Raw genomic sequence first — 14270 nt, 5'->3', positions numbered from 1 at the left:
CCCAAGGGAAACAATCATGAGCGCGATCATCCGCAAGATCGTCACCGTCGTCGAAGAGACGCAAATGGAGATGGGCCGCCAGGTCTCGCCGCCGACCCGGCGCGCCGCGGCCATTGCCGTGATCGAAAATCCCTTCGCCGGACAATATGTCGAGGATCTTTCGCCGTTGATCGCGATCGGCGAGGAGCTCGGCGAGCTCCTGTCGAAGCGCGCGGTCGCGGCGCTCGGGATCGACGGGGCGAAGGCGCAGAGCTACGGCAAGGCGGCGGCCGTCGGCGAGAACGGCGAGCTCGAGCATGCGGCGGCGATTCTTCACCCGAAGATGGGCGCGCCGGTGCGCAAGGTGCTGAGCAAGGGCGCGGCGCTGATCCCGTCGTCGAAGAAGCGCAGCGGCCCCGGCACGACGCTCGACATTCCCCTGGGGCACAAGGATGCAGCCTTCGTGCGCAGCCATTTCGACGGCATGGAAGTGCAGATCAACGACGCGCCGCGCGCCAACGAGATCATGGTCGCGGTCGCCGTCACCGACAGCGGCCGTCCGCTGCCACGCGTCGGCGGGCTGACGGTTGCGGAAGTCAAGGGCGAGGACGGTCTGAGATAGAGCTTGAACCGGGGAGGCCGGCACAGCTTCTCCGATAACATCGCGCTGAAGACGTAGAGAGTTCAAAACTGGAGGTTGGGATGCGAGCAAGAAACTATTTTGTGGGCGCGGCCTTCGCGCTTCTGGCGGGCGGCATGGCTCATTCGGCCATGGCACAGGACATCAAGATCGGGGAGATCAACAGCTACTCGCTGCTGCCGGCCTTCACCGAGCCCTATCGCAAGGGCTGGCAGCTCGCGGTCGAAGAGATCAACGCGGCGGGCGGCATCAACGGCAAGAAGCTCGTCGTCGTCTCCAAGGACGATGGCGGCAAGCCGGCGGATGCGCAGACCGCGGCCAACGAGCTCGTGTCGAGCGAAGGCGTGGCGATGCTGACGGGGACGTTCCTGTCGAATATCGGTCTGGCCGTCAGCGACTTCGCCAACCAGAAGAAGGTGTTCTTCCTCGCGGCCGAGCCGCTGACGGACGCGGTGACCTGGTCGAAGGGCAACAAGTACACCTTCCGCCTGCGGCCCTCGAACTACATGCAGGCCGCGATGCTGGTGGAAGCGGCCAGCAAGCTGCCGGCCAAGCGCTGGGCCACGATCGCGCCGAACTATGAGTACGGCCAGTCGGCGGTCGCCGTGTTCAAGAAACTGATGTCGGAGAAGCGCCCCGACATCCAGTGGGTGGACGAGCAATGGCCGCCGCAGGGCAAGATCGATGCGGGCCCGGTGGTGCAGGCGGTTGCCGCGGCCAATCCCGAGGCGATCCTCAACGTCACCTTCGGCGCCGACCTCGTGAAGCTCGTGCGTGAAGGCAACACCCGCGGCCTGTTCAAGGGGCGCGAGGTCGTCTCCTTCCTGACCGGCGAGCCGGAATATCTCGATCCGCTCAAGGACGAGACGCCGGAGGGCTGGATCGTCACCGGCTATCCCTGGTACTCGATCAAGACGCCCGAGCATGATGCGTTCCTGAAGGCCTATCAGGCCAAGTACAACGACTATCCGCGTCTCGGTTCGATCGTCGGCTACCAGACCATCAAGTCCGCCGCTGCGATCCTGGCGAAGGCCGGCTCCACCGATCCGGAGAAGCTGATTGCCGCGGCGGAGGGCCTGTCGATGCCGTCGCCGTTCGGCGAGATCACCTTCCGCAAGATCGACCACCAGTCGACGCTCGGCGCTTACGTCGGCAAGACCGCGCTGAAGGACGGCAAGGGCGTGATGGTGGACTCTTCTTACAAGAAGGGCGCGGACTATCTGCCCAGCGATGCCGAAGTCGAGAAGCTGCGGCCGAAGGATTGATGCGAAGAGAGACCGGGGCCTCGTGGTTCGAGACGCGCGGCGTTGCCGCGCTCCTCACCATGAGGGTCCCGGACCTCATCCTGAGGAGGCGCGTAGCGCCGTCTCGAAGGATGAAGCCCCATACTGAGACTTATGCTTAACCCGGACCGCCGATGGCCTTTTATATCGTACAGTTTCTGACCGGACTCGCCAGCGCAGCGTCGCTGTTCCTGGTGGCCTCGGGCCTGTCGATCATCTTTGGCGTGACGCGGATCGTGAATTTCGCGCATGGCGCCTTCTACATGATCGGCGCCTACATCGCCTTCACGCTCAGCGAGCGGTTTTCGGGCGCATTCGGCTTCTGGGGCAGTATTGTCGCGGCCGCGCTGGCCGTGGCGCTGATCGGCGTCATTGTCGAGATGGTGCTGCTCCGCCGCATCTATCATGCGCCCGAACTGTTCCAGTTGCTCGCGACCTTCGGCCTGACCTTGATGGTCGAGGACCTTGTCGTGCTGATCTGGGGACCCGACGATCTCGTCGGCCGCCGCGCGCCGGGCTTCAAGGGCGCGATCGATTTCTTCGGCCAGAACATCCCGAGCTATGACCTGTTCCTGATCGTGCTCGGCCCGGTCGTGCTCGGCATTCTCTGGCTGCTGTTCCAGCGCACGCGCTGGGGCGTGCTGGTGCGCGCGGCAACGCAGGACCGCGACATGGTCGCAGCCCTCGGCGTCAATCAGAAATGGCTGTTCACGTCGGTGTTCGCAGTCGGCGTCTTCCTCGCCGCGCTCGGCGGCGCGCTCCAGATCCCGCGCGATGCCGTGCATCACGCGATGGATTTGCGCATCATCGTCGAGGTCTTCGTCGTGGTGGTGATCGGCGGCCTCGGCAGCATCGTCGGCGCCTTCGTCGCGGCGGTGCTGGTCTCCGAGCTCAACGCCTTCGGCATCCTGATCTTCCCGAAGATTTCCATCATCCTCGTCTTCCTGGTGATGGCGGTGGTGCTGATCGTCCGCCCCTGGGGCCTGTTCGGCAAGCCGGAGGCGCCGGCGCGCAGGACGCCGGGTCTCACCGTCAACCCGTGGCGTCCGCTGACGTCGAACGAGCGGCTGGCGGCGCTGGCAACACTCGTCATCGCCGCGACGCTGCCGCTGTTCGCCGGCAACTACGCGCTGACCGTCGGCTCGGAGATCGCGATCTTCGTGATCTTCGCCGTTAGCCTGCACTTCCTGATGTCGGTCGGTGGGCTCGCATCCTTCGGCCACGCCGCCTATTTCGGACTCGGTGCCTACGGCATCGCCTTCCTCGCCAAGATGGCCGGACTGCCGATGATCGTCTGCCTGTTGCTGGGGCCGCTGCTCGGCTGCATGGGCGCCGCCGTGTTCGGCTTCTTCGCCGTGCAACTCTCCGGCGTCTATTTCGCGATGCTGACGCTCGCCTTCGCCCAGATCGTCTGGTCGATCGCGTTCCAGTGGGTGAGCGTAACAGGCGGCGACAATGGCATTCTGGGCGTATGGCCGGAAAAATGGGCGGCGAGCCCGTCGCATTTCTATTGGCTCGCGCTCGGCGTCGCGGCGCTCGTCACGGTCGCGCTGCGGGCCATGGTGTTCTCGCCGTTCGGATATGCGCTCCGCGCCACGCGCGACTCGCTCCTGCGCAGTGAAGCGATCGGCATCAACGCCAAGCGTATCCAGTGGACGGCCTTCGTGATCGCGGGCACGACCGCCGGCATCGGCGGCGCGCTGTTCGCCTATCTCAAGGGCAGCGTCTTCCCGGACAATCTCGGCATCTCGCTCTCGGTCGACGCGCTGGTCATGGTGCTGCTCGGCGGCGTCGAGACGGTGTCGGGCGCGGTGATCGGTGCCATCGTCTACAAGGCCCTCAATATCTGGCTGGTCAGCCAGACCGATCTGTCGAAGCTCGTGCTCGGCGGCTTCATCGTGCTGATCGTCGTCGTCTTCCCCAAAGGCATCGTCGGCATGCTGGAAATGCTGGCGCAGCGCCGCAGGAAGACATCGCCGCCGGGATCTCCTCTGCTTGCCAAGCCGATCGAGTCCGCCGAATGAGCGTTGCACCCCCACTTCTCGCGGTCGAAGGCCTGACCAAATCCTATGGCGGCATCCATGCCGTGCGCGGCGTCTCGTTCTCGCTGCGGGCCGGCGAAATCCTGGCGCTGATCGGCCCGAATGGCGCCGGCAAGAGCACCTGCTTCGACATGCTCAACGGCCAGAACAAACCGGATTCCGGCCAGGTCCGCCTGCTTGGCGAAGAAACCACCGGCAAGAAGCCGCGTGAGATCTGGCGGCTCGGGGTGGGGCGTACCTTCCAGATCACCGCGACGTTCGCGACCATGACGGTGCGCGAGAACGTGCAGGTCGCGCTGATCTCGCACGGGAAGCAGCTGTTCAACCTCTGGGGCTCGGCGCCGAAGTTCGATCGCGGCGAAGCCGGCCGCTTGCTCGAGCTCGTCGGCATGGGCGGCTATGCTGACCGGCCCTGCGGCGAGCTGGCCTATGGCGACCTCAAGCGGCTCGAGCTCGCGGTCGCGCTCGCCAACGAGCCGAAACTCTTGCTGATGGATGAGCCGACTGCTGGCATGGCGCCGCGCGAGCGTGTCGACCTGATGCGGCTGACCGCGCAGATCGCCCGGGAGAAATCGATCGGCGTGCTCTTCACCGAGCATGACATGGACGTGGTGTTCGAGCATGCCGACCGCATCATCGTGCTCAATCGCGGCACGCTGATCGCGGAAGGCTCGCCGGCGGAAGTGCGCAGCAATCCGCAGGTGCAGGCAGTCTATCTCGGCGAGGGCCTGCTTTACGATGCCGAGCATCGCGAGGGAGCCTCGACATGAAGCTCACGGTGCAGGACCTCAACAGCCATTACGGCCCGGCGCATATCCTGTTCGACATCGGGTTCGAGGTCGGCCAGGGAGAGGTGGTTGCGCTGCTCGGGCGCAACGGCGCCGGCAAGTCGACGACGTTCCGCTCGATCGTCGGCCTCGTGGCGCAGCGCTCGGGCCGCATCATGTTCGAGGGTAAGGACGTATCGGTGCGGCCGACGCACGAGATCGTGCGCGAGGGGCTCGGCTATGTGCCGGAGGAGCGGCGAATCTTCACCGATCTGACGGTGGAGGAGAATCTCGAAGTCGGCCGGCAGCCGAAGCGTTCGAATGCGCCATACTGGACGCGCGACAAGCTGTTCACGCTGTTTCCAAACCTCGGCGAGATGAAGAACCGACCGGGCGGCCGCATGAGCGGCGGCGAGCAGCAGATGCTCACCATCGCGCGCACGCTGATGGGCAATCCGTCGCTGGTGCTGCTCGACGAGCCGTCGGAAGGCCTGTCGCCGAAGATCGTGGAGCAGATGGTCGATGCCATCCTGACCATGAAGAAGGAGGGCGTCAGCATTGTCGTCTCCGAGCAGAATCTGCATTTCGCGCGGTTGATCTCCGATCGCGCCTACATCATCGAGCGCGGCCGTATCTGCTTCGGCGGTACCATGGCCGAGCTCGACGCGCGTCCGGACATCCGCGACGCGCATCTGTCGTTGTGAGGGCAAAGGGAAGGGCAGCGAGCGGATGGCGAGAAACGTTGCGGCGAAGAAGAGCGTCAAACCGGCAAAACCGCCTTACGTCCTCGACGAGCAGGTCGGCTTCATCCTGCGCCAGGTCTGGCAGCGCCACAGCTCGATCTTCTCCCGCGACATCGGCACCAATCTGACGCCGACGCAATGGGCGGCGCTGTCAAAGCTCGCCGAGACCGGGCCGTGCTCGCAGAACCAGCTCGGCCGGCTGACGGCCATGGATGTCGCGACCATCAAGGGCGTGATCGACCGCCTGACGGCCCGTGGCCTGACCGAGACCAGCCAGGATCCCGAGGACGGACGGCGTCTGCTCGTGAGCCTGACGCGTGCCGGTCAGCAGCTTGCCGAAAAACTGGCGCCAAACGCGCTCGCCATCACCCGCGAGACGCTCGCGCCGCTCGACGCCAAGGAGCGCGAGATGCTGATGGGGCTGTTGAACAAGCTGCGGTGAATGTCGGCCGCGGATTTCGCGATCCTTATGAAGGCATGTGGAGCGGTGCAACGTAGGTCTGGACGAGGTTGCCGAGAATGATCGTCCCGTTGTAGATGCCATGTGCGAGTACGCACACGCCCACTCCAACGTGCCGTAGTCGCAGGACGGTCAGAACGATCGTCAGCGGCAGCACGAGCAGGGGCGCGAGGATGCCGTTAGGAACATGCGAGCCGAGGAAGAGAGCAGCGGAGATCGTGCCTGCCTTCCAGGGTGGCATGATACTAGACAGACGGCCCCATACGTATCCGCGGTAAAAAATCTCTTCCGCCACGGGGGCCACGATGACGAGAAGGACCGCAATGGCCAGCCAATAGATCGGCGACATATCGTGCAGGAAATTCCTCGTCAGCTGGGTTGTGGTGATGGCCCAATGAACCGAGCCGAGCAGGCCCAGCGGCACGCAAACCAGGATCAGCAGCGATACGGGGCGGCGGAGTCCGTTCATCAGATCGGGAAGAAACTGTCGGAGCCTCTCCTTGAGCTCGTCGCGGGCGAAGAGCAGGTACGTCGCGTTCACCATCAACATTGACAGAATCGCGAGCGATTGGACGTACGCAAACTCTTGGGTCACATGGAGTAAGGAGGCGGAACGGGTCGCCGCTCCGACGAAGGCCACGACGAAGCCGACGACGAAGCTGACCAATAAGGAGCTTGCCAGGGCTGCCAGCACTTGCCAGAAGCAGCTGCGGACCACAGACCACTGGCTCTGGACTGGAAGCGGAAGGTCGGCGAGCTGTTCACTCACGAAGGGCTCCTTGTTCGGATAGGATGCCGATGGCGGGCAACCTTAGCTAGATATGATCGCCGCGCAAAACTCTTTTTGCCGTCGGCCGACGCCGGTCTGCGCAGCGCTTTTCCAGCGAGCGTAAGGGGCGCGAGATGCCGATGGGGCTGTTGAACAAGCTGCGGTGACCTCGCGACTAATCTCGATGAAGGCTCCATCGAGGTTTTCCGGCATGAGAGTGGCGTACTGCGTTGCGGTGGTTTTGAGTCTTGGCGCGGCGCTGGCGAGCGAGTGTGCTCCCGCCAGGGCGGCGCAAGCCTATGAAGGGTTCTGGGCGTCGACCAAGAAGGATTGCCGCAATGACGACAGCCCCAACCGTATGAGCATCGAGGGCGGCAATCGCCTCTATTGGTATGAGACGCGATGCCGCGCCAGTGCGATCACCGCTGAAGGGAAGCTCGGCTGGAAGATGCGGCTCGCCTGCGAAGGCGAGGGAGACAAGTTTCGCTCCGATCCGCGGATCTCAATTGCAGCTGACGGCAAGCTGGTGATCGACAACGGCCCGGTGGGGCAAGCCAAGCGCCAGGTCTATGTGCGTTGTGAGCTGCCCAGGCCGCGCTGATCGGGCGGCTTACGGCTTTCCCGGCCATTTGGCCCGGTAGCGGATTTCGCTGCCGTCGGCCTGCGATTGCCACGGGCCGAACTCGGCCGTGTGCGGTGCCTTGGCGGACATTCCGATCGGATAGAGCCGGCTCGGCTGGCGCTCGATGTTGACCGCGAGCTGCCGGTGCGAGGTTCGAAAGGCGAGTTCGACCTCGCCGGCGATGACTGGCTTGTCGCCGTCGCGGCGGAAGCGGCTGACGCTTGGCTCCCCCGGCATGGTGTTGAGATCGGTTTGCAGCTCGATGGCGATGCCTTGCGCCGATGCCGGCACCGTCGTTCCGGCCGGGAGGCGTACCTCGAACAGAAGCAGGGGGTTGGCGGCGTTGGGATTGAGCCAGGGCGTGGCTGTTGTCACGGCGTAGGCGTAGTAGCCGACACCGGTGGCCGCGCAGAGAAGCACGACGACGGCGAGCGATTTCAGGCTGTTGCGCGCGAGGCTGCCCGCGCTTCCGTCCATGCGTGTCGCCAGCCGGGTGGCCAGCACGAGGCCGGCGATCGCGCCGAACAGTGCCAGCAGGCCCGACGTGATCAGGTCCGCCCGGTTGCCGAGGCCGCCGAGCTCGAGCAGCAGAAGCGTGGCGATGAATCCCGCCACCGCACCGACGACGCCGGCGGCAATCCGCAACCAACCTCTCATGTCCGCCTCGACGCTCCAGCAAATGAAATGCCGCCGCCAGGGCTGCCTGCGTTAGACGCGACAGGCCGGAGATGTGTTCAATGCTTTCGAGGGGCGCGCCGAGCGGCGGACCGCTCCGGCTGGGTCACTTCGCCACCACTTCCGGCACCTTGCCCGCCGGCGGGGTGTTGCGGCTGCGCTGGGTGCGGACGATGCCGTCGATGATGGTCATGCCGATGCCCGGCAGGTCGCCGAGCTGAACGCTCTCCAGGATGTTCTTGCCCGGCGAGTGCTGCGCCTTGTCCATGATGACGAAATCCGCAGCGCGGCCGACCTCGATCAGGCCGCAATCGAGCTGCCGCATCCGCGCCGTGTTGCCGGTGGCAAGGCAGAACGCGATCTCGGCAGGCAGCTCACCGATCGAGGACAGCATCGAGACCATGCGCAAGATGCCGAGCGGCTGCACGCCGGAGCCGGCCGGCCCGTCGGTGCCCAGGATGACGCGGTGGAGGTCGCCCATTTCGCGCGCGATGCGCAACGTGTAGAGCGCCGAGCGCTCATTGCCGTTATGAACGATCTCGAGCCCGCGCTTGCAGCCCTCGCAGATGCAGCGGATCTGGTCGTCGGGAAGGGCAGTGTGGCCGCCATTGATGTGGCCGACCACGTCGGTGTCGGCCTCCAGCACCACATCCTTGTCGATCAGGCCGGAGCCGGGGATCGAGGGGCCGCCGGTGTGGATCGTGCTCTGGATGCCGTATTTGCGCGCCCAGCCGACCATTTTTCGCGCCGTCGGTCCGTCCTTGACGCCACCGAGGCCGACCTCGCCGAGCAGCTTGACGCCGGCAGCGGCCAATTCCTTGAAGTCCTCTTCGACCATCTCGCATTCGATGACCGGCGCGCCGGCATGAACCTTCACGCCGCCCGGACGCAACGTCCAGAACGCGCGCTGGGCGAAGATCGCCATCGCCTTCAGCCCCACCACGTCGCGGGGGCGGCCGGGCATGTGCACTTCGCCTGCCGAGATCATGGTGGTGATGCCGCCATGGAGGGAGCTGTCGATCCAGTTGATCTGGTTCTGGCGCGGCGTCCAGTCGCCGGCGACGGGGTGGACATGGCTGTCGATCAGGCCGGGGGTCACCGTGGTGCCGTTGGCATCGACGATGGTGGTCGCGCCTTCCGTGTCGAGATCCTTGTAGCGGCCGATCGCGGTGATCCTGCCGTTCTCGGCGACGATGGTGTCGCCGTCCAGGATCGGCTTTTCCAGCGCGCCCGACAGGATCAGGCCGATATTGCGGATCACGAGCTTCGAGGGTCCGGTGGCCTGGGGTGCGTCATGCGCCATGGAAGGGGGTCCTTGTCCTTAACTGCAACGCTGTCGATCTTGGGCAGCCTTGACCAAGGGATCAAGCCGGATTATTCATTAGTACACGAATGATCGTGTACAAACGACGCATAGCTGACCGCCTCGGAACCGCAACTTAGCGACACAGAAGGGTGAGATGAGCAATTTCAACCAGGAAAGCGTTTTGAGCGTCCACCATTGGACCGACACGCTGTTCTCCTTCAAGACCACCCGCAGCCCGACCTTCCGCTTCCGCAACGGTGAATTCACCATGATCGGGCTCAAGGTCGGCGAGAAGCCGCTGCTGCGAGCCTACAGCGTCGCCAGCGCCAATTACGAGGATACGCTGGAGTTCTTCTCGATCAAGGTGCCGGACGGCCCGCTGACCTCGCGGCTCCAGCACCTGAAGGAAGGCGACGAGATCATCGTCAGCCGCAAGGCCACCGGCACGCTGGTGATCGACAACCTGGAAGAGGGCCGCAACCTCTACCTCATCGGCACCGGCACGGGGCTGGCGCCGTTCCTGAGCGTGATCAAGGACCCCGAGACCTACGAGCGGTTCGAGAAGGTCGTGCTGCTGCACGGCTGCCGCCACGTCAAGGAACTCGCCTATGGCGAGATGATCACCGAGCATCTGCCGAAGGATGAGCTGCTCGGCGAGTACATCCAGAGCCAGCTCATCTACTACCCGACGGTGACCCGCGATCCCTTCCGCAACCGCGGCCGCATCACCGACCTCATCACCTCAGGCAAGCTGTTCAGCGATATCGGCGTGCCGGCGCTGGAAGCGGCCCACGACCGCGTCATGATCTGCGGTAGCCCGGCGCTGGTTGCGGACACCCGTACGCTCCTGGGCGAGCGCGGCTTCATCGAGGGCAATCACGGCGAGCCGGCCCAGTTCGTGGTCGAAAAGGCCTTCGCCGAGCGCTAAGTTCGGAATTCTTGCGCAAGAAGACCGCATTTTCGCCCTCGCACGGGCGTTGCGGCGCCGATTCGGCGCACGATACACTGTGGGAACGAATCAGCGGAGTTCCCACATGGTTGCGGACAGCGACAGCAACATCGCCTGGCACCGGGTTCAGTTGAAGAAGAACCGCGCCGAGTTGAAGGCGCTCGAGACCGCGCGCTTCACGATGGGCGAGATCGCCTCGTCGAAGCGGAACGGCCAGACTCAGAAGGCGATCGGGGAACTCAAGCGCAAGATCGCGCAGTCCGAGCGTGCCATCGCCGACCACGACAAGCGCACGCGCCGTCCGCTCACCACCGACCTGCAAAGCCTCAGCAGCGGCAGCTGGAGCCATTGGGACGCCTATACCAACCAGCAGCAGCGCAAGACCGGGCCGCGCTCGCCGGGCCGCGGATAGGCTCTCTTCAGCGCGCACCGGTTCCGGCCCTTGTGCCTCGGCCCGCGCGTACCATCTGGTTGAAGCGCCACCAATCATTCCGGTGATCCCATGACACCGCGCCTCGATTTCACCAGCGAGGCCTTCTTCCGCGATCCGCCCACGGCGATCGCGGCGCTGCGCGCGCACGGCCCCGTGGTTGCGACGCGATTTCCTCTGGTCGGCGATGTCTGGATCACCACCACGCATGACGCCACGGCAGAAGTGCTGAAGGACGGCACCACCTTCACGCTGCGCAAGGAGGACGGCGACGTCGCCGGCTTGCGCTGGTGGATGCCGAAGCTTGTCACGACCGTCGCCAACAACATGCTGACGTTGGACGAGCCGGATCACACGAGGCTGCGCAGTATCGTGGACGAAGCATTCCGCCGCCGCGCGATCGTCGCGATGGAGCCGCGCATTCGCGCCATCGCCGACGGTTTGGCGGACGACCTGTTTGCCGATGGCAGCCCCGCCGACCTCGTCCAGCAATACGCCCGCATCGTGCCGGTGTCGGTGATCTGCGAATTGCTGGGCCTGCCTGCGGCCGATCGCCCAAGATTCATCGCCTGGGCCAATAGGATGTCCTCGCTGACGGATGTCGTCAGCTTCTTCCGCCTGCTATTCGCGCTCCGCAAGATGCGCGCCTACCTCGAACAGCAGTTGCAGATCGCGCGCGTGCAGGGCGGCGAGGGCCTGATTGCCGAACTGGTCCAGGTCGAGCGCGAGGGCGGCCAGATCACGCCGGACGAAATGGTGTCGATGGTGTTCCTGCTGCTCGCGGCAGGCTCGGAGACCACGACGCATCTGATCAGCGGGTCAGTCTACGAGCTGCTCAGGAATCCCGGCCTGCGCGACTGGCTGGCGGAGGACTGGAGCCGCATCTCGCTCGCCGTCGAGGAATTCCTGCGCTTCGTCTCGCCGGTGCAGTTTTCCAAGCCGCGCTATCTGCGGCGGGACGTCGAGCTTGCGGGCGTACGGCTGAAGAAAGGCGACCGCGTCATGGTCATGCTCGCTGCTGCGAACATGGATCCGGCGGTGCACGACGAGCCGGAGCGGCTCGACCTCACGCGCAAGCCGAACCGCCACATGTCGTTCGGAACGGGAATTCATTTCTGTCTCGGCCACCAGCTTGCGCGGATCGAGGCGAGTTGCGCATTGCAGGCGCTGCTTGCGCGATGGCCGAAACTCGAGCTCGCGGTCGACCCCGCGCAAATCCACTGGCGCAAGCGGCCGGGGATGCGTGCGATCGCGAGATTGCCTGTCGTTGCGGGGGACGGTCAGCCCGTCGATTTTCGCGACGCCACGAGATCGCGCTCCCAGCCGAACACGGAGCGACCGTCGAGATCGGGCGAGGCCGCGCGCTCACCGGCAATGTAGGCCTCGACCGACGGCCCGCGCGCGGTGCGCTCCAGGCGCCGCGCCTGGTCGTCGAGACGTTTGAGCGCCTGCATCTCTTCCTCGCGCCCAAGTCTTGCGTTCTGGATCGCGCCCTTCAGCACGCGAATGGTCTCGTCATAGACCTTGATCGGGACGGGGTAGGGGTGCCGGTCCTTCCCGCCATGAGCGAGCGAGAAGCGCGCGGGATCGTTGAAGCGATAGGGTGCGCCGTGCACGACCTCGGCCACCATCGCGAGCGAACGCACCGTGCGGGCGCCGACGCCCGGCGTCAGCAACAGCTCCGGGAAGTCGACCGGGCCACGCTCGGCGGCGGCAGCGAGCGTGCCGTGCAGGCGCCGCGCGAACACGTCCTTGGGCCTGACATCGTGATGTGCGGGCATGATCAGGTGCGGCAGCATCGCCTGCGCGGGCGCGGTCCCGGTGAGCCGCTCGAATTCGGCGACGATGCGATCGGGGCCGAGATCGCCGAGGAGTTCGAGTTGCGCGGCGCGCGAGATCTCGGCGCGATGGTCGGTGAGATTGACGATCTCGCCTTGCTGCGGCCCGTCGATAGCGCTGTGCGGCGCGTCGACAAAACTCTTCAGTGCCTCGGAATGCCAGTGATAGCGGCGGGCCTGCCGCTTGTCGCCGTTCATGCCCTGCTGCACTACGGTCCATTTGGCGTCGGCGGTGACGAAGAAGCCGTGCAGATAAAGGTCAAACCCGTCCTGGACCGCGGCGCTGTCGACCTTCGCCACCAGCCGGCTGGCGCGGGTGAGCTTCGCGCCGTCGAAGCCGACGCGCTCGCCGAGCTGCAACAGCTCGTCCGGCGTCTTGCGCGAATGCTGGCCGCGGCCGCCGCAGACATAGATCCCGAGCTCGTCCTGGAGCGGGCCGAGCCCGCGCTTCAGCGCGCCGATCACGGAGGTGGTGATCCCCGAGGAGTGCCAGTCCATCCCCATCACGGCACCGAACGACTGGAACCAGAACGGATGCGACAGCCGCTGGAGAAACGCATCACGGCCGTAATGATGCACGATCGCCTGCGTGACGATCGCACCAAGTGAAGCCATGCGGCTCGCGAGCCACGGCGGAACCCGTCCGGTGTGGAGAGGAAGATCGGCGCTGCCGGTTCGTCTGGTCATGAGCGCGCAAGATTAGCGCGGTTCGGCGGCGGTTGCATCAGGCAATGCTGCTAAGCGGCCCCGACAACGGCCGGGTCGCCTTGCTCGTTCGATCTGGGGCGCCGCTTGCGCAGCTTCCGCCGGGTCCAGATCAGAAGTCCCGTGGACAGCAGCGTCAGAAGCGCGACCGAGGTGACGACATTGAGAGGCGAGGCGATCAGGGCCGACCAGTTTCCTTCATGGATCAGGCGCGGCCAGTTGCGCGGCAGTGCCGCGACGCCGCTCGAATTGATCGCATAGGCGCGCAGCTCGCCGCCCTCGTAGATTCGCGCCATCACGCGGCCGCCGCGCGTGCCGATCGAGATCACGTGGGTGAGGTCGTGCTGGTCTGCGACCATGCGAACGGCGTCTAGCAGGGCAACTGGACGTCCACCGCCGGCGGGAGCGACTGCGGTCTGAAACGTCAGGCCGAACGCCAGACACAGGCCGGTCAGCGGGCTCAGCAGGATCAGCGGCAGCGCGAACCACGCGGTGCCCTTGTGCCATCCGGAGAGCGTGTTGCGCAGCCGCGGCAGTCCCATGAAGAGGCCGAGCACCATCAGCGCGACCATGGCGACGGTCGAGCTCGTCACCAGCCACGCCTGGCCGAGCAACCGTTCATGGTTGATGCGGGCCCACAGCAGGAGACCGGACAGGCTGGAGCCTGCGGCGGCGGGCTCGCCTGTTGCGAGATCGATCGCCGGGGTACCGGCGCCTTGCAGCGTCATGCGCTGGCTCGCGGCATTGATGGAAAGCCCGCGCGCCTTGCCCTCCGGATCATATCGCTTCACCAGCTCGACGATGCGCCCGGAATCAATCGCCGGACCACTGATGCCACTGACTTGCACCAGCGGCTCGAAGGACAGGATCAGTCCGGTGGCGATGATCGCGAGCAGGGGCAGGGCAAAGACCAGCGTGATCCAGCGATGCACTGTCAACAAGAGAGGTTTGCTCATTCTCGGTCTCCGGCGAACTCACGCTTTCGTCGCCCAGCGCAGCCCCGAAGACAAATGACGCTTCGTCCATGTTGTTGCGTTGATTTGCAGCAAACGGAGTTGGCGA

15 protein-coding genes are annotated in these 14270 nt (G+C 65.2%); 10 read left to right on the top strand and 5 right to left on the bottom strand.

Features of this window, described 5'->3' with window-relative positions; translation table 11 throughout:
- The first annotated feature begins 16 nt into the window (after positions 1-16).
- The 6 genes from A3M7_RS0106730 (at position 17) to A3M7_RS0106700 (ending at position 5896) form a co-directional block, all read left to right on the top strand.
- The gene (locus A3M7_RS0106730; protein ID WP_018320970.1) at positions 17-601 is read left to right on the top strand and encodes an amino acid synthesis family protein; all 585 of its coding nucleotides are present in this window, start codon (positions 17-19) and stop codon (positions 599-601) included.
- An 80-nt stretch (positions 602-681) separates the two neighbouring features.
- Positions 682-1884 carry an ABC transporter substrate-binding protein gene (locus tag A3M7_RS0106725; protein ID WP_027543238.1) on the top strand — a complete coding sequence of 401 codons (1203 nt, stop codon included), beginning with the start codon at positions 682-684 and terminating at the stop codon, positions 1882-1884.
- Between the two features lie 152 nt (positions 1885-2036).
- The gene (locus tag A3M7_RS0106715) at positions 2037-3926 is read left to right on the top strand and encodes an ABC transporter permease (RefSeq protein WP_027543237.1); all 1890 of its coding nucleotides are present in this window, start codon (positions 2037-2039) and stop codon (positions 3924-3926) included.
- Positions 3923-4714: an ABC transporter ATP-binding protein gene (locus A3M7_RS0106710; RefSeq protein ID WP_027543236.1), complete on the top strand. Its 792-nt coding sequence runs from the start codon at positions 3923-3925 to the stop codon at positions 4712-4714. The genes A3M7_RS0106715 and A3M7_RS0106710 overlap by 4 nt, the downstream gene beginning before the upstream one ends.
- Complete coding sequence (locus A3M7_RS0106705; RefSeq protein ID WP_027543235.1) at positions 4711-5415, top strand: ABC transporter ATP-binding protein; 705 nt, start codon at positions 4711-4713, stop codon at positions 5413-5415. The genes A3M7_RS0106710 and A3M7_RS0106705 overlap by 4 nt, the downstream gene beginning before the upstream one ends.
- 25 nt (positions 5416-5440) lie before the next feature.
- A complete protein-coding gene (locus A3M7_RS0106700; protein ID WP_027543234.1) occupies positions 5441-5896 on the top strand; it encodes a MarR family winged helix-turn-helix transcriptional regulator in 456 nt (151 codons plus the stop codon).
- Between the two features lie 25 nt (positions 5897-5921).
- Here the strand turns inward: A3M7_RS0106700 and A3M7_RS0106695 are convergent, their stop codons facing one another.
- The gene (locus A3M7_RS0106695) at positions 5922-6683 is read right to left on the bottom strand and encodes a CPBP family intramembrane glutamic endopeptidase (RefSeq protein ID WP_027543233.1); all 762 of its coding nucleotides are present in this window, start codon (positions 6681-6683) and stop codon (positions 5922-5924) included.
- Positions 6684-6894: 211 nt separating this feature from the next.
- Here A3M7_RS0106695 and A3M7_RS0106690 point away from each other — a divergent pair, with 211 nt between their 5' ends.
- A complete protein-coding gene (locus tag A3M7_RS0106690) occupies positions 6895-7284 on the top strand; it encodes a hypothetical protein (RefSeq protein ID WP_027543232.1) in 390 nt (129 codons plus the stop codon).
- Between the two features lie 9 nt (positions 7285-7293).
- Here A3M7_RS0106690 and A3M7_RS0106685 read toward each other — a convergent pair whose 3' ends face one another.
- The gene (locus A3M7_RS0106685; RefSeq protein ID WP_027543231.1) at positions 7294-7962 is read right to left on the bottom strand and encodes a hypothetical protein; all 669 of its coding nucleotides are present in this window, start codon (positions 7960-7962) and stop codon (positions 7294-7296) included.
- Positions 7963-8086: 124 nt separating this feature from the next.
- Complete coding sequence (locus A3M7_RS0106680) at positions 8087-9283, bottom strand: amidohydrolase family protein (RefSeq protein ID WP_027543230.1); 1197 nt, start codon at positions 9281-9283, stop codon at positions 8087-8089.
- A 157-nt stretch (positions 9284-9440) separates the two neighbouring features.
- Here A3M7_RS0106680 and A3M7_RS0106675 point away from each other — a divergent pair, with 157 nt between their 5' ends.
- From A3M7_RS0106675 to A3M7_RS43765, 3 genes are all read left to right on the top strand, one after another.
- Complete coding sequence (locus A3M7_RS0106675; RefSeq protein WP_027543229.1) at positions 9441-10214, top strand: ferredoxin--NADP reductase; 774 nt, start codon at positions 9441-9443, stop codon at positions 10212-10214.
- Between the two features lie 106 nt (positions 10215-10320).
- Complete coding sequence (locus A3M7_RS0106670; protein WP_027543228.1) at positions 10321-10647, top strand: hypothetical protein; 327 nt, start codon at positions 10321-10323, stop codon at positions 10645-10647.
- Positions 10648-10737: 90 nt separating this feature from the next.
- On the top strand, positions 10738-12045 hold the full coding sequence (locus tag A3M7_RS43765; RefSeq protein WP_049823235.1) for a cytochrome P450: 1308 nt from the start codon (positions 10738-10740) through the stop codon (positions 12043-12045).
- Here A3M7_RS43765 and A3M7_RS0106660 read toward each other — a convergent pair.
- Together A3M7_RS0106660 and A3M7_RS0106655 are read right to left on the bottom strand one after the other, a co-directional pair.
- A complete protein-coding gene (locus A3M7_RS0106660; RefSeq protein WP_027543227.1) occupies positions 11946-13190 on the bottom strand; it encodes a DUF763 domain-containing protein in 1245 nt (414 codons plus the stop codon). The two genes, A3M7_RS43765 and A3M7_RS0106660, sit on opposite strands and share 100 nt — an antisense overlap.
- 50 nt (positions 13191-13240) lie before the next feature.
- Positions 13241-14164 (bottom strand): PepSY domain-containing protein, encoded by a 924-nt coding sequence (locus A3M7_RS0106655; RefSeq protein WP_027543226.1) that lies wholly within the window; start codon positions 14162-14164, stop codon positions 13241-13243.
- Positions 14165-14270 lie beyond the last annotated feature (106 nt).

Source organism: Bradyrhizobium sp. WSM2254, assembly GCF_000472645.1.
GTDB classification, from domain to species: Bacteria; Pseudomonadota; Alphaproteobacteria; order Rhizobiales; family Xanthobacteraceae; genus Bradyrhizobium; species Bradyrhizobium niftali.
The sequence above is the reverse complement of the archived record's forward strand: the minus strand, read 5'-3'. Positions and strand labels throughout refer to the sequence as shown.